The following is a 17,708-nucleotide window of genomic DNA, read 5'->3' as shown; positions in this document are numbered from 1 at the left end:
GCGCAACGGTCAGCGAACCGGCTGATCAGCGGACCAGGCGGTCGACGGTGGCCAGGTAGTCGCCGAGCTGGCTGCGAGCCGGCAGCGGCGTCGGCCACCCCTCGACCGGCCAGCCGGTCGGCGGATCGCTAGGCGAATAGACCCAGGTCCGGCCGCGGTGCGCCACCGGTGGGGCCGACTGCGCGGCGCCGTCGCCGGCCGGGGTGACCGCGAGGTCGCGGAGCGCCGCCAGCCCCGGCAGCACCACGTCGACCCGGCTGGTGCCCTGGGGCAGCGGCGGGAAGGTGGTCACCACCGTGACCTGCTTGCCGGCCTGACGGAGCGCCCCCACCTCCAACCGCAGGTCGCTGCACAGACACTCGAGCTCGCCGAGGCCTCGCAACCGCGCCGTGGCCAGTCGGGCCCGCAGCGCTGTGGTCGGGTCGCCGCCGTGCGGCAGCAAGCGCGGGCCGCTCGCCGCGGCGGCGCTGTAGGGCCGCACGGTCGGGGCCGGTTTTTCGGCCAGCGGGGTGCGGTCGGCGGTCGAGACGCCGTCACCGTTGGTCAGCGAGCGGATGGTCCAGCGCACCGACGCGAACGTGCTGGCTGAGGTCACTGAGTCGATCTCGACCCGGAGTCGCTGGCCGCGATAGTCGAACGCGGCGGTGCGGGCCCGGGGTCGGTCCGCGATCACCGGGCCCGCGAGGTCCACCGGTCTGGTGGCCAGCGGTACCAGCTGCTCGGGGGTCACGGGCACATGCCAGAACATCGGTACGGTCGCCACGGCCACGTCCACCATCCGTACCGAGGCCGGCAGGGCCGGGTAGGCGATCTGAAGCAGCCGCGTCTCGCCGATCCTCAGGCCGCGCTGAGCCACCCAGATCGGGGTGCACAGGCAGTGCTGGAGGGCGTCGGGGTCCCGATGGGTCAGCGGCCGATAGAGCCGGCGGGCGAAGGCGTCGACCAGGAACACGTTGGCGTTGCCCTCGCCGAACCGCGACAGGCTGAGGTTCACCGAGGCGGGGACCTCCTCACCTGTCTGCAGGCCGGGCGCGCTGAGGGGCGTGACCGACCAGTCCAGCACCGTCGCTCCCGAGATCCGGCGGACGGCGTGTACGGCGATCCGGACCTGGACGCCGACGCCGTCGGCCGACGTCCACACGGCGCTGCCGACCACTGGCAGGTCGGGGTTGCTGGCCGCGGGCCGGGGCGCGGCAGCGGGGGACCGGCCGGTCGGCGGTTCGGGGCGGCGGGAGGCGAACAAGCCCGGTTCCTGCTCGGACCAGGTGCAGCCGGCCAGCAGCAGGCAGCCGGCGACGGCCAGCGCCGCGAAGCGCCGGAGACGTCTGCGCCGCTGCAGGGGCACCCCCATGGCGTCACTGTAGTTCGCCGAGACGGTGCCCGCGGGTCAGACGGTCTCGATCCGGCGGGGGATGAGCAGGATGGCCGCGACCAGCAGCGCTGAGACCACGGCGGCGGCGACGAACACGTCGTGCATCGCCGGATCCAACACTGCGGCAGAGACGTCGCTGGTGGTCGTGGCATGGCCCCCGGCAGTGCCGGTCGAGCCGCCGGCCAGGGTGGCGTTGGCGATGGCGCCGAAGACGGCGATGCCGAGCGCGCTGCCCATCGAGCGGGCGAACATGTTGGTGCCGGTGACCACGCCGCGGCTCTGCCAGTCGACCACCGACTGGGCCACCACCAGCGTCGGGCTGGCGATCAGCCCCATCCCGAGGCCGAGCACGAAGCAGGTGAGGCCGACCTCCCAGACCGAGCTCTGTGCCGACAGCAGCACCAGCAGCACTGCCCCGGCCACCACCAGGACGGAGCCGAGCAACGCGGTGTCGCGGAACCCGATCCGCAGATAGAGCCGGCCGGCCTGCGACGCCGCGATCGGCCAGCCGAGGGTCAGCGCGGCCAGCGCGAAGCCCGCGACCAGGGCCGAGGTTCCGAGCACGCCCTGGACGAACAGCGGGACGTACGAGGTCAGGCCCATGACCATCACGCCAACCGCCAGGCTGGTCAGGTTGGCGCCGTTGAGGACCCGCCGGCGCAGGATCCAGCCGGGCAGGATCGGCTCGCTGGCCCGGCGCTCGACGAACGCGAACGCCACCAGCAGCAGCACGCCGCCGGCCAGGATGGCGACGCTGGGCAGCGACAGCCACCGCCACAGCACGCCGCCCTCGAGCAGGCCGAGGATGACCAGCGAGGACCCGATCGTGAGCAGCACGGCGCCGGCGTAGTCGATCCGATGCTTGGTGTGGGTCACCGACTCCGACAGGTGACGCACGATCATCCAGGCGGCCACCCCGGCCAGCGGGACATTGACGAAGAAGATCCAGCGCCAGCTGAGATAGTCGGAGAAGATCCCGCCCAGCGTCGGTCCGACCACCGCGGAGATGCCCCACACGCTCGCGACGTAGCCCTGCACCTTGGCCCGCTCGGCCAGCGAGTACAGATCGCCGACGATGGTCATGCTGGTCGGCTGCACGGCGCCGGCACCGAGACCCTGGATGGCTCTGGCCACGATCAGGGTCGGCATGCTCCAGGCGAAGCCGCACAGGACCGATCCGAGCACGAACAGCCCGATGCCGAGCAGCATGATCGGCTTGCGTCCGACGACGTCGGAGAACTTGCCGTAGATCGGGACCGAGACCGCCTGAGCCAGCAGATAGATGGAGAACAGCCACGGGAACTGGCTGAAGCCGCCGAGGTCGTCGACGATCGAGGGCACAGCGGTGGCGATGATGGTGGCGTCGATGGCGACCAGGCCGGTGCTCAGCATCACGGCCAGCAGCACCGGACCCCGCTCGGACCTGAGCCCGACGTCAGCCCGGCGGATCGGCTGCTGCGTCTGCTCTGTGGCCATGACCGTGCCAACCTCTGTTCCGGCGGTCGCATTCCCGCCTCGACGCAGTATCTCGTAGGGCGGATAACTGTCAGTACCCGGTGGTTGACTGCCGTCATGGCCCGAACCACCCCAGAGCTCGCCGAGCTGACCGTGCCGGATGCGGCTGCGCTGCGCACCTGGCTGACCGAGCACGCCGACGACCCGGTGGGGGTCTGGCTGATGCTGGCCCGCAAGGGCACCACCGAGCCGACCACGCTGCGGTACGAGGCCGCGGTGCTGGAGGGCCTGTGCTTCGGCTGGATCGACGGTCAGGGCCGTCGGCACGACGAGTCGACCTACTTCATCCGGTTCACCCCGCGGCGTGCGCAGAGCGTGTGGTCGCAGATCAACACCGCCCGGGCCGAACGGCTGATCGCCGAGGGACGGATGCAGCCGCGCGGACTGGCCGAGGTGGAACGGGCCCGGGCCGACGGTCGCTGGGCCGCGGCGTACGCCGGTCCGGCCACCGTGGAGGTGCCCGCGGACTTGGCCGCGGCCCTGGCGGCGGACCCCGCCGCCGCGGCGAGGTTCGCCGCGGCCAGCAGCCAGAACCGGTTCACCGTGATCCATCGGATCGGTCAGGCCAAGCGGCCCGAGACCCGGGCGCGGCGGATCGAGCAGCTGGTGGCGATGCTGGCCCGCGGCGAGACGATCTATCCGCAGCGGGAGCGGCCGCCTCGCTGACGGTCCGGATGCTGCCCCAGGTGTTTGCACTCTCCAGGGGAGAGTGCTAAAACTGAGTTAGCACTCTCCTCGTGAGAGTGCCACCTCTCAAGCGGTGAGGTCCTTCGTGGATCGTCCGTCGCGGGCATCGTTTGCGAGACAGAACGATCATCCATGCCAACTAGTCGGCGGCTACGACCGCCTGCACGCGGGAGGACTCGCGGATTAATGTCAAAACTTATCTCTTTCAACACTGAGGCCCGGCGCGGCCTCGAGCGGGGCATGAACCAGCTCGCCGACGCCGTCAAGGTCACCCTCGGCCCGAAGGGCCGCAACGTCGTCCTGGAGAAGAAGTGGGGCGCCCCCACCATCACCAACGACGGCGTCTCCATCGCCAAGGAGATCGAGCTCGAGGACCCGTACGAGAAGATCGGTGCCGAGCTCGTCAAGGAGGTCGCCAAGAAGACTGACGACGTCGCCGGCGACGGCACCACCACCGCCACCGTGCTGGCCCAGGCGCTGGTCCGTGAGGGACTGCGCAACGTGACCGCCGGCGCCAACCCGATGAGCCTGAAGAAGGGCATCGAGAAGGCCGTCGCCGCCATCGTCGAGCAGCTGGCCAAGACCGCGACCGACGTGGAGACCAAGGAGCAGATCGCGGCCACCGCCTCGATCTCCGCCGGGGACCCGACGGTCGGCGAGATCATCGCCGAGGCGATGGACAAGGTCGGCAAGGAAGGCGTCATCACCGTCGACGAGTCCAACACCTTCGGCCTCGAGCTCGAGCTCACCGAGGGCATGCGGTTCGACAAGGGCTACATCTCGCCCTACTTCGTGACTGACACGGAGCGGATGGAGACCGTCCTCGACGACCCGTACGTGCTGATCGTCAACTCCAAGATCTCCACCCTCAAGGATGTTCTTCCGATCCTCGAGAAGGTCATGCAGTCGGGCAAGCCGCTCGTCGTGATCGCCGAGGACGTCGACGGTGAGGCTCTGGCCGCACTGATCGTGAACAAGATCCGCGGCACCTTCAAGTCCGTCGCCGTCAAGGCTCCGGGCTTCGGCGACCGCCGCAAGGCCATGCTGACCGACATCGCCATCCTCACCGGTGGTCAGGTCATCAGCGAAGAGGTCGGCCTCAAGCTCGACGGTGTCGGCCTGGAGCTCCTCGGCCGGGCCCGTCAGGTGCTGGTCACCAAGGACGAGACCACGATCATCGAGGGTGCAGGTGACTCCGACCAGATCGCCGGCCGGGTGACCCAGATCCGCAACGAGATCGAGAACTCCGACTCCGACTATGACCGCGAGAAGCTGCAGGAGCGACTGGCCAAGCTGGCCGGTGGCGTTGCCGTGATCAAGGTCGGCGCGGCCACCGAGGTCGAGCTCAAGGAGCGCAAGCACCGCATCGAGGACGCCGTTCGCAACGCGAAGGCCGCCGTCGAAGAGGGTGTCGTCGCCGGTGGCGGCGTCGCGCTGGTCCAGGCTGCCGCCGTGGTGTTCGAGACCCTGTCGCTGGAAGGCGACGAGGCGACCGGTGCCGCGATCGTCCGCGTGGCCGTCGAGGCCCCGCTGCGCCAGATCGCCGTCAACGCCGGCCTCGAGGGTGGCGTCGTGGTCGAGAAGGTCAAGAGCCTGCCGGCCGGTCACGGTCTGAACGCCGCCACGGGTGAGTACGTCGACCTGCTGGCTGCCGGTGTCCCGGACCCGACCAAGGTGACCCGCTCGGCGCTGCAGAACGCAGCCTCGATCGCCGCCTTGTTCCTGACCACCGAGGCCGTCATCGCCGACAAGCCGGAGAAGGCTCCGGCCGCTCCCGCCGGCGGCGACCCGGGCATGGGTGGCATGGACTTCTGAGTCCGGCTCTCGGCTCCGGCCGAGAAACGCTCGCCACGAAGGCGGTCCCGTTCGGGGCCGCCTTCGTGCGTTTGGGGGCACAAGTACGCGAGGATGGTGTCGTGAGCACACCGATCCCGGTCGTCGACGGACACAACGATCTGCCTTGGGCGATGCGCAAGGTGGGCTACGACTTCACCGCGGTCGACATAGCGGCACCTCAGCCCCAGCTGCACACCGATCTGCCGCGGATGCGGGCCGGCGGTGTGGGTGCCCAGTTCTGGTCGGTCTACGTCCCGTGCAGCCTGACCGGGCAGCAGGCGGTGACAGCCACGCTGGAGCAGATCGACGCGGTCTCGGAGATGATCGAGCGCTATCGGGTGGAGCTGGTGCTGGTCACCACCGCCGAAGGGCTGGCGACCACGGTCCAGACCGGTGGCCCGATCGCCTCTCTGATGGGGGCCGAGGGTGGGCACTGCATCGACAACTCCCTCGGTACGCTCCGCTCCCTCTATCGGCTCGGGGTGCGCTATCTGACGCTGACCCACAACGAGAACACTGACTGGGCCGACTCGGCCACCGACACCCCTGCCCACGGCGGCCTGACCGCCTTCGGCCGCGAGGTGGTGACCGAGATGAACCGGCTGGGCATGCTGGTCGACCTGTCCCACGTCGCCGCCACCACCATGCAGGACGCGCTGGACGTGACCGAGGCACCGGTGATCTTCTCCCACTCCTCGGCCCGTGCCGTCTGCGACCACCCTCGGAACGTTCCCGACGACATCTTGGCCCAGCTCGCGGGCAACGGCGGCACCTGCATGGTCACCTTCGTGCCCACGTTCGTCAGCCCGACGGTCCGGGCGTGGGGGCTGGAGCTCAACGCCGCCGCCGAGCAGGCCGGGGTCGACACCCGCGACCTGGCGGCGATGGAGACGTTCACCGCCAGCTATCCGAGTCGTCCGCCGCGGGCGACGCTGGCCGACGTGGTGGCGCACTGCGAGCACGTCCGGGAGGTGGCCGGCATCGACCACATCGGCCTGGGCGGCGACTTCGACGGGGTGACCGCACTGCCGGACGGGTTATCCGACGTGTCGGCGTACCCGGCGCTGCTGGCGGCGTTGGCCGAGCGCGGCTGGTCCGACGACGACCTGGCCAAGCTGGCGCACCGCAACATCATCCGGACCTTCGCCGACGCCGAGCGGGTGGCCGTCCGGCTCCGAGCGGAGCGACCGGCCTCGATCGCCACCTTCGACAGTCTCGACCGGCCATGAGCGGGCTGCTGGAGGTCATCGCGCTGCACCCGGCCGACGCGGAACGGGCCGAGGCGGGTGGGGCCGACCGGATCGAGCTGGTCGGCACGATGGACTTCGACGGCCTGTCGCCGGAGCCGAACCTGGTGGGCCAGGTCCGCCGCGCGACCAGCCTGCCGATCCGGGTGATGCTGCGGCTGCGGGAGGGCTTCGGCACCGACGGTGGGGAGGTGGTCCGGCTCCGCGGGCTGCTCAGCGCCTACCGGCAGGTCGGCGCCGACGGCGTGGTGCTGGGTTTCCTGAACGCCCACACCGAGATCGACGCCGAGGTGGTCACCGAGATCGTCGGTGCCGACCCCGACTTCGGCTGGACCTTCCACCGGGCCCTCGACTCCTGCTTCGCGACCGACAAGGCCTGGCGTACGCTCTCCCGGCTGCCGGGCCTCGACCAGGTGCTCACCGCGGGGTCGGCCCGCGGTGTCAGCGAAGGGATGGACGACCTGATCCGGCGCGCCCAGCAGGACCCGTTCGCCCGCGCCACCATCATGGCCGGTGGCGGCCTGATGGCCGAGCACGTGCCGTGGCTGGCCCGGGCCGGTATCCGTGCCTTCCACATCGGCTCCTCCGCCCGACCGCAGGGCTCCTTCAAGGCATACGTCGACGCGGACCTCGTCGGCACCTGGCGCACGTTGGTCGACAACGCCGTCCGCCGCTCCCCGGCGTGATCTATATCGACCCGCCGACCTGGCCAGGCCACGGCCGGCTGTGGTCGCACCTGGTCAGCGACGTGTCCTACGACGAGCTGCATGCCTTCGCGGCACGGATCGGGCTGCCGCGGCAGGCGTTCGAGCGCGACCACTACGACGTCGTGGCCGAGCGGCACGCGAGCGCGCTGGCGGCCGGCGCCGAGCTGGTCAGCACCCGGGAGATCGTCGCGGTGTTGCGCCGCTCCGGTCTGCGGCAGCGCAAGGTGTCGAGGCCCGGGCGGACACGCTGACTTTGCGGGTCGCTGCGGGTGCAAGATGTATCCGAGGAAAGGACCCTGCCGTGCCTACGTGCTCGCATCTCGACTCCATCGCCTTGACCGAGGTCCCAGTCGACTTCACCGCCGTCTGCAGCGACTGCGTCCCCGTCGGTGGGACCTGGGTGCACCTGCGCCGCTGCCTCAGCTGTGACCACGTCGGGTGCTGCGACTCCTCGCCGGCCCGGCACGCCACTGCGCATGCCAATGACACCGGACACCCGGTGATCACCTCGGCCGAGCCGGGCGAGACCTGGCGCTGGTGCTATGCCGACGAGGTGGGTGCGTGACGGCGGTCGCCACCCCACGCGCCGGCCAGCCGATCCTGCTGACGATCGCCGAGCCCCCGGCTGACGTTGTCTGAGGGGCGGCGCTGGCCATCGCCCCTGGTCCCCGGCTCGGTGGTGAGTGTGGTGGCGCCGAGCGGCCCCTGCCTGGCCGAGCGGGTCCGCGCCGGTGCCGCCGTGCTCGAGAGCTGGGGACTCGTGGTCCGCTTCGGTCCCCACACGTTCGGCCAGCACGAGACACTGCGCTATCTGTCGGGCGACGACGCCACCCGGGCCGCGGACCTGACCGCGGCCTGGACGGACCCGGCGACCGACGCGGTCTGGGCGGCGCGCGGTGGGTACGGGGCACAGCGGATGGTGGACCTTCTCGACTACGACGCCCTGCGTGCCGCCGGACCCAAGGCGCTGCTCGGCTTCTCCGACATCACCGCGCTGCACACCCGGATCGGCCGCGAGCTCGACCTGGTGACCTGGCACACGCCGACGGTCGGCTCGCTCGCCCAGCTCACCGACCCGTCCACTGCCGCCTCGCTGCAGCAGCTGGTGCTGCGGACGCCGCACCCCGGCGCGGTGCTCTGCCACGGCACCATGCTCGCCACCGATTCCCTCGACCCCACCGGGTCATCCGTGCCGGCCGAGGTCACCGGCCGGCTGATCGGCGGCAACCTGAGTCTGCTGGCCGGCGACCTGGGCAGCGAGCCGCTGCCGACGGCGCCGTCGGTGGTGCTGTTGGAGGACGTGGCCGAGGACGGTTATCGGGTCGACCGGATGCTGACCTCACTGCTGCGCGCCGGCTGGTTCGCCACCGCGGTCGGCGTCGTGCTGGGCGACTTCACCGAGAGCGACGACGCCGCCCTGGTCGAGCAGGTGCTGGCCGAACGGCTGTCCGGGTTGGGGGTGCCGGTGCTGCGCGGAGCCGCGGTGGGCCACGGCAGCCGGAACCTGGCGCTGCCGCTCGGGGCGCAGGTCACCCTCGGCGACGGGCGACTGCGGCTGGCCGGCTAGGCCCGGTGCGTCCTCAGGCGGCCAGGTCCTCGGGCAGGTCCTGGCTGTGGACCACGACCAGGCTGGTGACGGCGCGGGTCAGGCAGACGTAGAGGCGGCGCAGCCCGGTCACCCGGTCCGGCTCGCCGGCGACGATGTCGGCCGGCTCGAGCAGCACCACGTGGTCGAACTCGAGCCCTTTGGCCAGCGACGCGGGCACCACATCGACGCGGGTCTCGAAGGTCTGCGCGTCCTCGCCGAGCAGGTCGTAGGCGATTCCGGCGGCCTCCAGCGCCTTCCGGGTGGCGGTCACGGCCCGATCGGCCACGATGACCCCGACGGTGCCCTCCTGGTCCAGGGCGGTCCGGATCGCCGCGACCAGGTCAGCGCTCGGGTCGGCGACCCGGCGCAGATCCAGCTCGCCGCGGCTGCGGCGGACCGAGTGCGGCGGCGTCAGACCCGGCGCGATGGTGGGCAGCAGCCGGGCCGCGAAGTCGATCACCGCGCCGGGCACCCGGAAGCCCGCCACCAGCTCCTCGATCACGGTGTCCGGTTGCCCGAGGTGCGCAAGCGACTCCGGCCAGGAGCGGGTCGCCCACGGCGTCGTTGCCTGAGCCAGGTCGCCGAGCACGGTCACCGAACCGGTGCTCGCCCGTCGGCCGACGGCGCGCAGCTGCATCGGGGACAGATCCTGCGCCTCGTCGATGATCACGTGACCGAGGCTGGGGGTCCGTCGCAGCAGGTCGGCTGCCTCGTCGATGAGCACCACGTCGGCCAGCGACCAGCGGGCGCTGGCCACCGTCTTCGCCGGCTTGGCCAGCCGGACCAGCTGCTGCTCCTCGGCCGTCAGGATGCCGTCGGCGTGCTCGGCCAGGAACGCCTCGTCACTCAGCAGCCGCAGCACCAGCTTGGCCGGGTCCAGCGCCGGCCACAGCCGGTCCGCGTACGCCTTGACCGGCCGGCTGCGGGCCACCGTGTTCTGCACCCGATCATCCGGTGAGTCGCCGGCGGCCTCCATCCGCAGCAGCACCTGGTGCGCCAGCCGCTGCGGCAGCATCGCCCGGCCCGCCTCATAGCGCACCCCGCGGGTCCGCAGCTCGGAGACGATCTCGTCGGCCAGATAGGCACCGACCCGCCACTGGTGCGCACCCCGCGGCACCACCAGCGATTCGCTGGCCGTGCCGAGGTGGCCCCAGACCGCTCGGTGCAGGACCTCAGCCATCCGGGCGTCGCCCTTGACCACGGCGGCCGGCGCGGAGTCAAGACCGCGGATCGGCTGGCCGGTGGCGTCGGTGACCAGCGACGACACTGTGGCCTGGCTGGCGTCGATCTCGCCCAGGGCCGGCAGCACGTCGGCGATGTAGGACAAGAAGCTGTCGTTGGGGCCGACCACCAGAACGCCGGAGCGGGACAGCTGGTCGCGGAAGGCGTACAGCAGATAGGCCGCCCGGTGCAGCCCGACCGCGGTCTTGCCGGTCCCGGGCGCACCCTGCACACACAGAGACTGGGACAGCCCGGCCCGGACGATGGTGTCCTGCTCGGGCTGGATGGTGGCCACGATGTCGCGCATCGGTCCGGTCCGGGGGCGTTCGATCTCGGACTCGAGGATCTCCGACTCGCCGGCGGCCGCCGCGTTCGCCAGGTCCTCATCCTCGTAGGCGGTGAGGGCACCGGACTGGAATCCGAACCGGCGGCGGAGCCGGGCCTGCATCGGCTCACCCGGCCGGGCCTGATAGAACGGCAGCGACATCGGCGCCCGCCAGTCGATCACCATCGGCTCGCCGCCGGCCTCGCCGACCACGTGCCGGCGGCCGATGTAGAGCCGCTCGTCGCTCTCGGCGCCGAGGCTGACGTCATAGTCGAGGCGGCCGAAGAACAGCGGCACCCGCGGGTCGTCCTCGAGGGCCTTGCGGCGGCGGTGGAGCGCCTGCTTGAGATGTTCGGTGGAGACATGGTCGCCGCCCTGGGCGGTCAGGCCGGCGGCATGCTCCCGCATCCGGGCGAGGGCGGCGCGGGACTCGTCGAGATGGCGGCGTTCGGAGGCGAGAGTGTCGGATTCGGAGGCGAGGGTGTCGGATTCGGGCATGCGAAAGACTCCGATGCGGCTCGGCTGGGGTGGGGGCGAAGGGTCACGTTACCGGCAGGTGAGGAGGCGGTCCAGTGAATTTCGCGGTGCTGCGAGGATGAGGCCATGGGAACCGACGACGTGCAGCCACGGCGAGCCTTCGCCTGGGTGGAGGATCCGGCCAGACGCCCGCGGAAGGTACGGACCGCCGTTCGGGTGATCATGGTCAGTCCGGACGAGCGGGTGCTGCTGTTCCAAGACACCGATCCCGGCATCCCCGAGCAACGGTGGTGGGTCACCCCCGGCGGCGGCATCGACCCCGGCGAGACCGAGGTGGTGGCAGCGCTGCGGGAGGTGGCTGAGGAGACCGGCTATGTGCTGAGCGCCGACGACCTGCGGGGGCCGGTGGCCCACCGGCTGGCGGTGCACGGCTATTCCGACGAGGTGCTGGAGCAGACGGAGGCGTTCTATCTGGCGCGGGTGGACGACTTCGAGATCGACATCAGCGCCCACACCGAGGACGAGAAGCTGACCTTGCTGACGCACCGGTGGTGGTCGCGCGCGGAGCTGGTCGACACCGACGAGTGGGTCTGGCCGGCCGAGCTGGTGCAGTTGTGGGACCTGGCGGACTCGCCGGAGCAGTGGCCGGTCGAGCTCGGGCGGCAGGAGGAGTCCACCCGACCCGACGTGTCGACCGACTGAGCAGGGTCGGCTCGACTCAGCGGTGGGTGGCGGCCCGTAGGTTCAGCAGCTGGAACCGCGGCGGGTCCAGCGCGGCGGACTGGCTCGGCGCGGCGGGAGACGGTCGACGCGGTTCCCGTACCTCGGCACCGCCGCCTGGCTCGTCGGGAGGCCCACCCAACCCCCGCTGCTCAAGCTTCGCCGCAGCGCGGCGTCCGCGGCGTCGTCGGGTGCTAGCAGCCATCGAACCTCCTCGATCCCGGCCGCGGTACGTCGGCGGCGTGAACGGTGGTGGCTTGAGGGTACGCCCGGGGGGCTCGGCCTGTCAGCCACTCCGCGCGAGAAGTCAGTCGGCGCTGATGGCGTCCTCGGCGTCCATGATCCGATAGGCATAGCCCTGCTCGGCCAGGAACCGCTGGCGGTGCTGGGCGAACTCGGAGTCGACGGTGTCTCGGGCCACGACGGCGTAGAACCTGGCGGTCATTCCGTCATCCTTGGGACGCAGCAGCCGACCCAGCCGTTGGGCCTCCTCCTGCCGGGAGCCGAACGCGCCGGACACCTGGATGGCGACCTGGGCGGTGGGCAGGTCGACCGAGAAGTTGGCCACCTTGGACACCACCAGCAGGTCGATCTCGCCGGAGCGGAACTGCTCGTAGAGCTTCTCCCGCTGACGCACGGTGGTGTCGCCCTTGATCAGCGGCGCACCGAGGCGTTCGGACAGGTCGTCGAGCTGGTCGACGTACTGGCCGATGACCAGCGTCGGCTGACCCTTGTGCTTGGCCACCAGGTCAACCACCACGTCGGTCTTGGACTGGGCCGAGGCCGCCAGCCGATACTTCACGTCCGCCTCGGCCACCGCGTACGTCATCCGCTCGGAGTCGCTCAGGGTGACCCGGACCTCGACGCAGTCGGCCGGGGCGATGTAACCCTGGCTCTCGATGTCCTTCCACGGTGCGTCGTAGCGCTTCGGGCCGATCAGGGAGAACACGTCGCCCTCGCGGCCGTCCTCTCGGACCAGCGTGGCGGTGAGGCCGAGCCGGCGCCGGGCCTGGAGGTCAGCGGTCATCCGGAACACGGGTGCGGGCAGCAGGTGCACCTCGTCGTAGATGATCAGACCCCAGTCGCGGGCGTCGAACAGCTCGAGGTGCGGGTGCACACCGCCGCGCTTGGTGGTGATCACCTGGTAGGTGGCGATGGTGACCGGACGGATCTCCTTCTTTGCCCCGGAATACTCGCCGATCTCGTCCGCAGTCAGGCTGGTGCGCTTGATCAGCTCGTCGCGCCACTGCCGGGCCGAGACGGTGTTGGTGACCAAGATCAATGTCGTGGCCTGCGCCTGGGCCATCGAGGCGGCACCGACGATGGTCTTGCCGGCGCCGCAGGGCAGCACCACGACGCCCGACCCACCGTGCCAGAACGACTCGGCGGCCAGCTGCTGGTAGGGCCGCAGCTCCCAGCCGGACTGGTCCAGGTCGATGGCGTGCGCCTCCCCGTCGACGTAGCCGGCCAGGTCCTCGGCCGGCCAGCCCAGCTTGAGCAGCACCTGCTTGAGGTGACCCCGCTCGGACGGGTGGACGACCACCGTGTCGTCGTCGACCCGGTTGCCGACCAGCCCTTTCACCTTGGCGCTGCGGAGCACCTCGGTCAGCACCGGCCGGTCGGTGCTGACCAGCACCAGACCGTGGGTTGGGTGCTTCTCGATCCGCAGCCGGCCATAGCGGTCCATGGTGTCGGCCACGTCGACCAGCAGCGACGACGGAACGGGATAGCGGCTGTAGGTGAGCAGGATGTCGACGACCTGCTCGGCGTCGTGGCCGGCGGCCCGGGCGTTCCACAGCCCGAGCGGGGTCAGCCGGTAGGTGTGGATGTGCTCGGGTGCGCGCTCGAGCTCGGCGAACGGGGCGATGGCGATCCGGCAGTCGGCGGCGGCGGGGTGGTCGACCTCGAGCAGCAGGGTGCGGTCGGACTGCACCACGAGCGGGCCGGGTCCGGTGGGTGAGGCTGGCATCAGTCGGTCTTCTTCGATTCTGGGGAGAGGGCGGGGTCGGTCGGGTCGGCACTCGACGGTGCGGCGGCGTCCGCGGGAGCACCCGGGGTGGCGTCGTCGGACGTTGGCGGGGCGGAGTCGTCCGGCTCTGTCGGGGTGGAGTCGTTCGACGGGATCGGGGTGGGCTCGGGCTTCGGCGTGGTCGGCGGTTCGGGCGAAGGTGGCGCGGTGGTGGCGGGCGTCTCGACCGGATCGGGTCGGGTGGCCAGCACCATGGTCGGCGGGTCACTGAGGTTGTTGGCGGCGTCCACGGCCCGGACCTGGATGGTGTAGGTCTGCAGCTCGTCGTTGAACCAGTCGACGGTGGCCGACTGCTGGTCGGTGGTGAGCACCTCGAAGCCGTTGACCCAGACGGTGTAGCCGACCACGGCGGTGTCGTCGGTGGCCTTGGACCACGCCACGCTGACCTCGTCGGGGGTGCTGCCGGTCACGCGCAGGTCAGAGACCGGCGAGGGTGCGGTCCGGTCCCGTGGGTCGGACGGGTTGTGCGCCGTCGCCGTCGGTCGGGGCCGGACGGTGCGCTGCGCCCCGGGCCGGGTGGTGGCCTCGGTCTGGTCCGGCACCTGGGTGATGCTGGTCACCGTGGTGGTCGCGGTCGCGGTCACTGTGGCGCGGACCGGTGCGGTCGGCTGCGACTGCGGCGCTGAACCCAGCTGTCCGGGGGAGCTGGCCAGGGTGGGCACCCAGTAGAGGCAGCCGATCGCGGCGGCGCAGACGGCGAAGACCAGAAGCCTTCGAAGGGTCACCGCGCGCATTGACCCAGTCTAGTTGGGCCGGCCTAGCTCCGGTCGTCCACCGCGCGAACCGCGGAGATGCGCGCCAGGGGGATGGTCACCACCTGGGCGCTGGACCTGTCGACCGCGCGGACGGTGCCCGCGGTCAGGTCCAACGGGCTGAGATCCCGCTCGGTGGCGCGGCCGTCGGCGCCGACGTAGGAGACCGCCACGGTCTGCGCCGCCAGGGTCGCCTCCTGCAGCAGCCGTACGGTGGCGGCGGTGCCGGCCGCCGGGTCCGCAGTGCCGCCCGCGGCCAGGCGGGGTCCGCGGTCACCGGCGCGAACCGCCGCCGCGGCCTCGGCGGCGCTCACCCGCGGCCCCGGGGCGTCGCGGCGCGGCGCGGTCGCCCGTTGCTGCGCCGGCGTCGACAGGGTCCGGCCGGACTCGTCCTCGACCGCCGGGGTGTGACCGAGCGACCGGAGCAGGGCCACCACCTCGTACGGGTCGGCGGCGGCGACCATCACCCCCGGCGCCACGGTCCGCAGCCCCAGCGGGACCGCGTCCGGGTGGGCCAGCAGCGCCGCGGCCTGGCTCTCGTCCTCGGTCCGGACGTACGACATGGCGGAGCCGACCCGGATGCTGCCGTGCTGGCGGGCCACATCGTCGATCAGATACGCCAGCGGCTGTGGCACGCCGGTGCTCGAGTGCTGCTCCAGCCAGCCGTGCATCTCCGCCGACGACCAGCCGGCGTCGAAGCCGCGGCGCAGTGAGGCGGCACTGAACCGATAGACCCCGCCGCCGCCCCGGGACTCCTGGTCGGCCAGCAGCCGCAGCTCGCTGCTGATCGCGTGCCGCAGCGGACCCGGGGCGACCGCTGTCAGGTCGGACTGGACGATGATCCGGTCGACCGGCTCGGGGAAGAGCTGCACCAGGTCCTCGGGCATCGGTTGGTGCGCCGCCAGCATCACCGGGGCGTACGACGACACGGCGTCGAGCGAGGTCAGGCCGAGCCAGGCCGCCTCCCGCAGCACCTCACCGACCAGGTCGGCCAACCCGCCCCCGGCGGAGCGGACCCAGCGCGGACGGTGCCAGGCCACGGCCGCCACCAGGGCCTCGGTGTCGGGCACCGTACCGATCCCGGCACTGACGGCCAGCTCGACCACCAGGCGCCGCAGGGCCGGGGCGATCGCCGACTCGGCCTCCGGTCCCAGCACGTGGTGGCCGGGCTCGGTGGCGCGGGCGAAGTGGCGGGGTGCCTGTGCCCAGGCCTGGACGATGGTCTGCCAGCGGCTGGCACCGTCGCGGTTGGCCCAACGGTCATACTCCGGGGTCGGCAGCAGCGTCAGCGCCGTCCCCGGGGCGACCAGCCGGGCGGCGGCGGCGCACTCCATCACGAAGCCGGCGTGCGGCACGTCGGTGCCCAGGCTCCGGGCCAAGACGGTGAGATCGCGGGTGGCCAGGCCGCCGTGCCGCAGCAGCCGATGGGGTGTGGTCTCCAGGGCCTGGACCGCCAGGTCCAGGTCGTGCAGCAGGCCGAACGCGGCCCCGGCGGCTGCCTTGTCCACCAGCTCGGCCCGGCGGGTACGCCCGGTCACCACCGGCGGCTCCGGCGGCACCGGCTCAGGACTGAAGCGTCCGCCCCGCAGGTGCCAAGCGACCTCCCGCGGCAGCAGCACCGTGTCGGCGTCGAGCGGCCGCAACAGGGAGCGGGCCAGCAGCTGCTCCACCGGCGACCTGGCCGCGGCCACGCTGACCGCGCGGTCGGCGTTGCGGACCGCTCCGCTCGGGGACCACATCAACCGGTCCAACACCGGGCGGACCGAGTCGTCGCAGTCCGCGAGCGCCTGCTCGATCTCGGCCTCGGACAACGGCCGGGCTGACGGCGGCGCCAGGCCGCCGGGGTAGGGCTCGAAGTAGTCACGGGCGGCGCGGACCAGGTGCAGCTGGTCATCGTCGCCCCACAGCAGGCACCGGCGCCGCAGGTCGGCGGCGGCCCGAGCGACCGCGGCCTCCAGCTGGCTCACCAGCGCCGCGACATCGGCGATCCCGCAGGGGTCCGGGAGCGCGGCGATCGCCTCGCACACCTGCCGCTGCCAGGCGTCCAGGGCGTCGACCGCCCGAGCGGTGGAGGTGCTGGTGCCGGCGCGGGTGGCGAGGTCGGCGAGGTCGCGGGGCAGCGGATAGGCCAGATCCGGGCGCAGCTCGAGCAGCGTGACCAGGTCGTGATCGGGAAGCCGGCGCAGCGCCTCGGTCAGGGTCCGCGGCCGGGAGGCGGGCGTACTCACTCAGCCCCAGGGCTGGCGGTACGGCGGGGCTGTGGCGCCGGCACGCAGCGCGCGCAGAACGACGATCGGCACGGCGACCAGCAGGCCCCAGCAGACGACCAGTGCCCAGACGCCGACCAGCCGCCACCACTCGCCGACCGTGGCCAGATCGCCGAACAGCATCAGCGCCGCAATCACGCCCAGGACGGACAGCCCAGTCACGAAGCAACGGCGTACGGCCTGGCGGGCGACCGGGATGCGACCGGCCAGGACGAAGGCGAGGACCAGCATGATGGGGGCGATCGGATAGATCAGGGCACCGACGCCGAGCGAGATCAGCACCCCGGGGGTGACTGTCTCGGCGACCCGCTTGGCGTCCACCTGCTGCGGTGACGCGGGTGCGACCTGACCGGGGCCGGGGCCGAACCAGCCCGGCGTGCCCGGAGCCGGGAACGGGCCGGGAGGCGCACCACCGGACGGGGGGAAGGGGGTGGTCGGGGCCGGCCACGGTGCTGCTGTGGGCGGACCCCACTGGCCACCGCCCGGGCCGGGGAGCGGTGAGGCGGTCGGCATCGGGCCGGCGCTCGTGCCGGGGGTGGCGGTCGCGACGGGCGCGGCGGACGTGAAGGGGGCGGCGGACGTGAAGGGGGCCGCGATCGCGACCGGGGGACCGGTCGGAGGGCTCCAGTGGGCCGCACCCCAGGCCGACGGGGTCGAGGTGACCGTGCTGCTGACCACGTCGAAGGGGATCTTCGGGTCGCGGTCGTCGCTGTCGGCGGGGACCAGGGTGGCGAGCGGGGCCACCGGCGCCGGCGGCTCGGAGAACACCGGGCGCTCACGCGGAGCGCCGGCCGCGGGCTGGGGCGGTGCCGGGGCGACCTCCAGCGGTGCCACGGGCGGTACGGCGAACTCCGTCGGCCGCTCCAGCGGAGCGTACTCGGGGCCGTCCTCCCAGGTTGCCATGGCCATCATCCTAGTGCGACACGCCGGCCACCTTCGCGCTAGCCGTACCATCGCGGTTTCGA

The 17,708-nt window shown here is 72.0% G+C and carries 16 protein-coding genes; 8 read left to right on the top strand and 8 right to left on the bottom strand.

Going from position 1 to position 17,708, the window contains the following annotated elements:
- Positions 1–25: 25 nt before the first annotated feature.
- Both AC1XX3_RS09080 and AC1XX3_RS09075 read right to left on the bottom strand, forming a co-directional pair.
- Entirely contained in the window at positions 26–1,351 is a 1,326-nt protein-coding gene (locus AC1XX3_RS09080; RefSeq protein WP_483320764.1) for a hypothetical protein, read from the bottom strand.
- Positions 1,352–1,387: 36 nt separating this feature from the next.
- Entirely contained in the window at positions 1,388–2,848 is a 1,461-nt protein-coding gene (locus AC1XX3_RS09075; protein ID WP_483320763.1) for an MDR family MFS transporter, read from the bottom strand.
- A gap of 96 nt (positions 2,849–2,944) precedes the next feature.
- Here AC1XX3_RS09075 and AC1XX3_RS09070 point away from each other — a divergent pair, with 96 nt between their 5' ends.
- The 7 genes from AC1XX3_RS09070 to AC1XX3_RS09040 all read left to right on the top strand — a co-directional run bounded on the left by AC1XX3_RS09070 (position 2,945) and on the right by AC1XX3_RS09040 (position 8,931).
- Positions 2,945–3,553, top strand: coding sequence for a YdeI/OmpD-associated family protein (locus AC1XX3_RS09070; protein ID WP_483320762.1), 609 nt, complete (start codon positions 2,945–2,947; stop codon positions 3,551–3,553).
- Positions 3,554–3,760: 207 nt separating this feature from the next.
- Positions 3,761–5,389, top strand: coding sequence for a chaperonin GroEL (gene groL, locus AC1XX3_RS09065; protein ID WP_483320761.1), 1,629 nt, complete (start codon positions 3,761–3,763; stop codon positions 5,387–5,389).
- A 101-nt stretch (positions 5,390–5,490) separates the two neighbouring features.
- The gene (locus AC1XX3_RS09060) at positions 5,491–6,639 is read left to right on the top strand and encodes a dipeptidase (protein WP_483320760.1); all 1,149 of its coding nucleotides are present in this window, start codon (positions 5,491–5,493) and stop codon (positions 6,637–6,639) included.
- Complete coding sequence (locus AC1XX3_RS09055) at positions 6,636–7,343, top strand: copper homeostasis protein CutC (RefSeq protein WP_483320759.1); 708 nt, start codon at positions 6,636–6,638, stop codon at positions 7,341–7,343. The genes AC1XX3_RS09060 and AC1XX3_RS09055 overlap by 4 nt, the downstream gene beginning before the upstream one ends.
- A complete protein-coding gene (locus AC1XX3_RS09050) occupies positions 7,340–7,615 on the top strand; it encodes a DUF4031 domain-containing protein (protein WP_483320758.1) in 276 nt (91 codons plus the stop codon). Before AC1XX3_RS09055 ends, AC1XX3_RS09050 begins: the two co-directional genes overlap by 4 nt.
- Positions 7,616–7,665: 50 nt before the next feature.
- Positions 7,666–7,929, top strand: coding sequence for a UBP-type zinc finger domain-containing protein (locus tag AC1XX3_RS09045; protein ID WP_483320757.1), 264 nt, complete (start codon positions 7,666–7,668; stop codon positions 7,927–7,929).
- 120 nt (positions 7,930–8,049) lie between these two features.
- Positions 8,050–8,931: a S66 peptidase family protein gene (locus AC1XX3_RS09040; protein WP_483320756.1), complete on the top strand. Its 882-nt coding sequence runs from the start codon at positions 8,050–8,052 to the stop codon at positions 8,929–8,931.
- Positions 8,932–8,944: 13 nt separating this feature from the next.
- Here AC1XX3_RS09040 and AC1XX3_RS09035 read toward each other — a convergent pair whose 3' ends face one another.
- Positions 8,945–10,996 carry a HelD family protein gene (locus AC1XX3_RS09035; RefSeq protein WP_483320755.1) on the bottom strand — a complete coding sequence of 684 codons (2,052 nt, stop codon included), beginning with the start codon at positions 10,994–10,996 and terminating at the stop codon, positions 8,945–8,947.
- Between the two features lie 105 nt (positions 10,997–11,101).
- Here AC1XX3_RS09035 and AC1XX3_RS09030 point away from each other — a divergent pair, with 105 nt between their 5' ends.
- Complete coding sequence (locus AC1XX3_RS09030; RefSeq protein ID WP_483320754.1) at positions 11,102–11,677, top strand: NUDIX hydrolase; 576 nt, start codon at positions 11,102–11,104, stop codon at positions 11,675–11,677.
- A gap of 16 nt (positions 11,678–11,693) precedes the next feature.
- On the opposite strand, the gene AC1XX3_RS09025 is transcribed toward AC1XX3_RS09030, so the two are convergent.
- From AC1XX3_RS09025 to AC1XX3_RS09005, 5 genes are all read right to left on the bottom strand, one after another.
- Entirely contained in the window at positions 11,694–11,900 is a 207-nt protein-coding gene (locus AC1XX3_RS09025) for a hypothetical protein (RefSeq protein WP_483320753.1), read from the bottom strand.
- Between the two features lie 102 nt (positions 11,901–12,002).
- Positions 12,003–13,664: a DNA repair helicase XPB gene (locus AC1XX3_RS09020; RefSeq protein WP_483320752.1), complete on the bottom strand. Its 1,662-nt coding sequence runs from the start codon at positions 13,662–13,664 to the stop codon at positions 12,003–12,005.
- The gene (locus tag AC1XX3_RS09015; protein ID WP_483320751.1) at positions 13,664–14,458 is read right to left on the bottom strand and encodes a hypothetical protein; all 795 of its coding nucleotides are present in this window, start codon (positions 14,456–14,458) and stop codon (positions 13,664–13,666) included. Before AC1XX3_RS09015 ends, AC1XX3_RS09020 begins: the two co-directional genes overlap by 1 nt.
- Positions 14,459–14,481: 23 nt before the next feature.
- Complete coding sequence (locus AC1XX3_RS09010) at positions 14,482–16,704, bottom strand: helicase-associated domain-containing protein (RefSeq protein WP_483320750.1); 2,223 nt, start codon at positions 16,702–16,704, stop codon at positions 14,482–14,484.
- On the bottom strand, positions 16,705–17,646 hold the full coding sequence (locus AC1XX3_RS09005; RefSeq protein ID WP_483320749.1) for a hypothetical protein: 942 nt from the start codon (positions 17,644–17,646) through the stop codon (positions 16,705–16,707). It lies immediately after the preceding gene.
- Between the last annotated feature and the right edge of the window lie 62 nt (positions 17,647–17,708).

It is taken from the genome of Microlunatus sp. M237, from assembly GCF_056896895.1.
The sequence above is the reverse complement of the archived record's forward strand: the minus strand, read 5'-3'. Positions and strand labels throughout refer to the sequence as shown.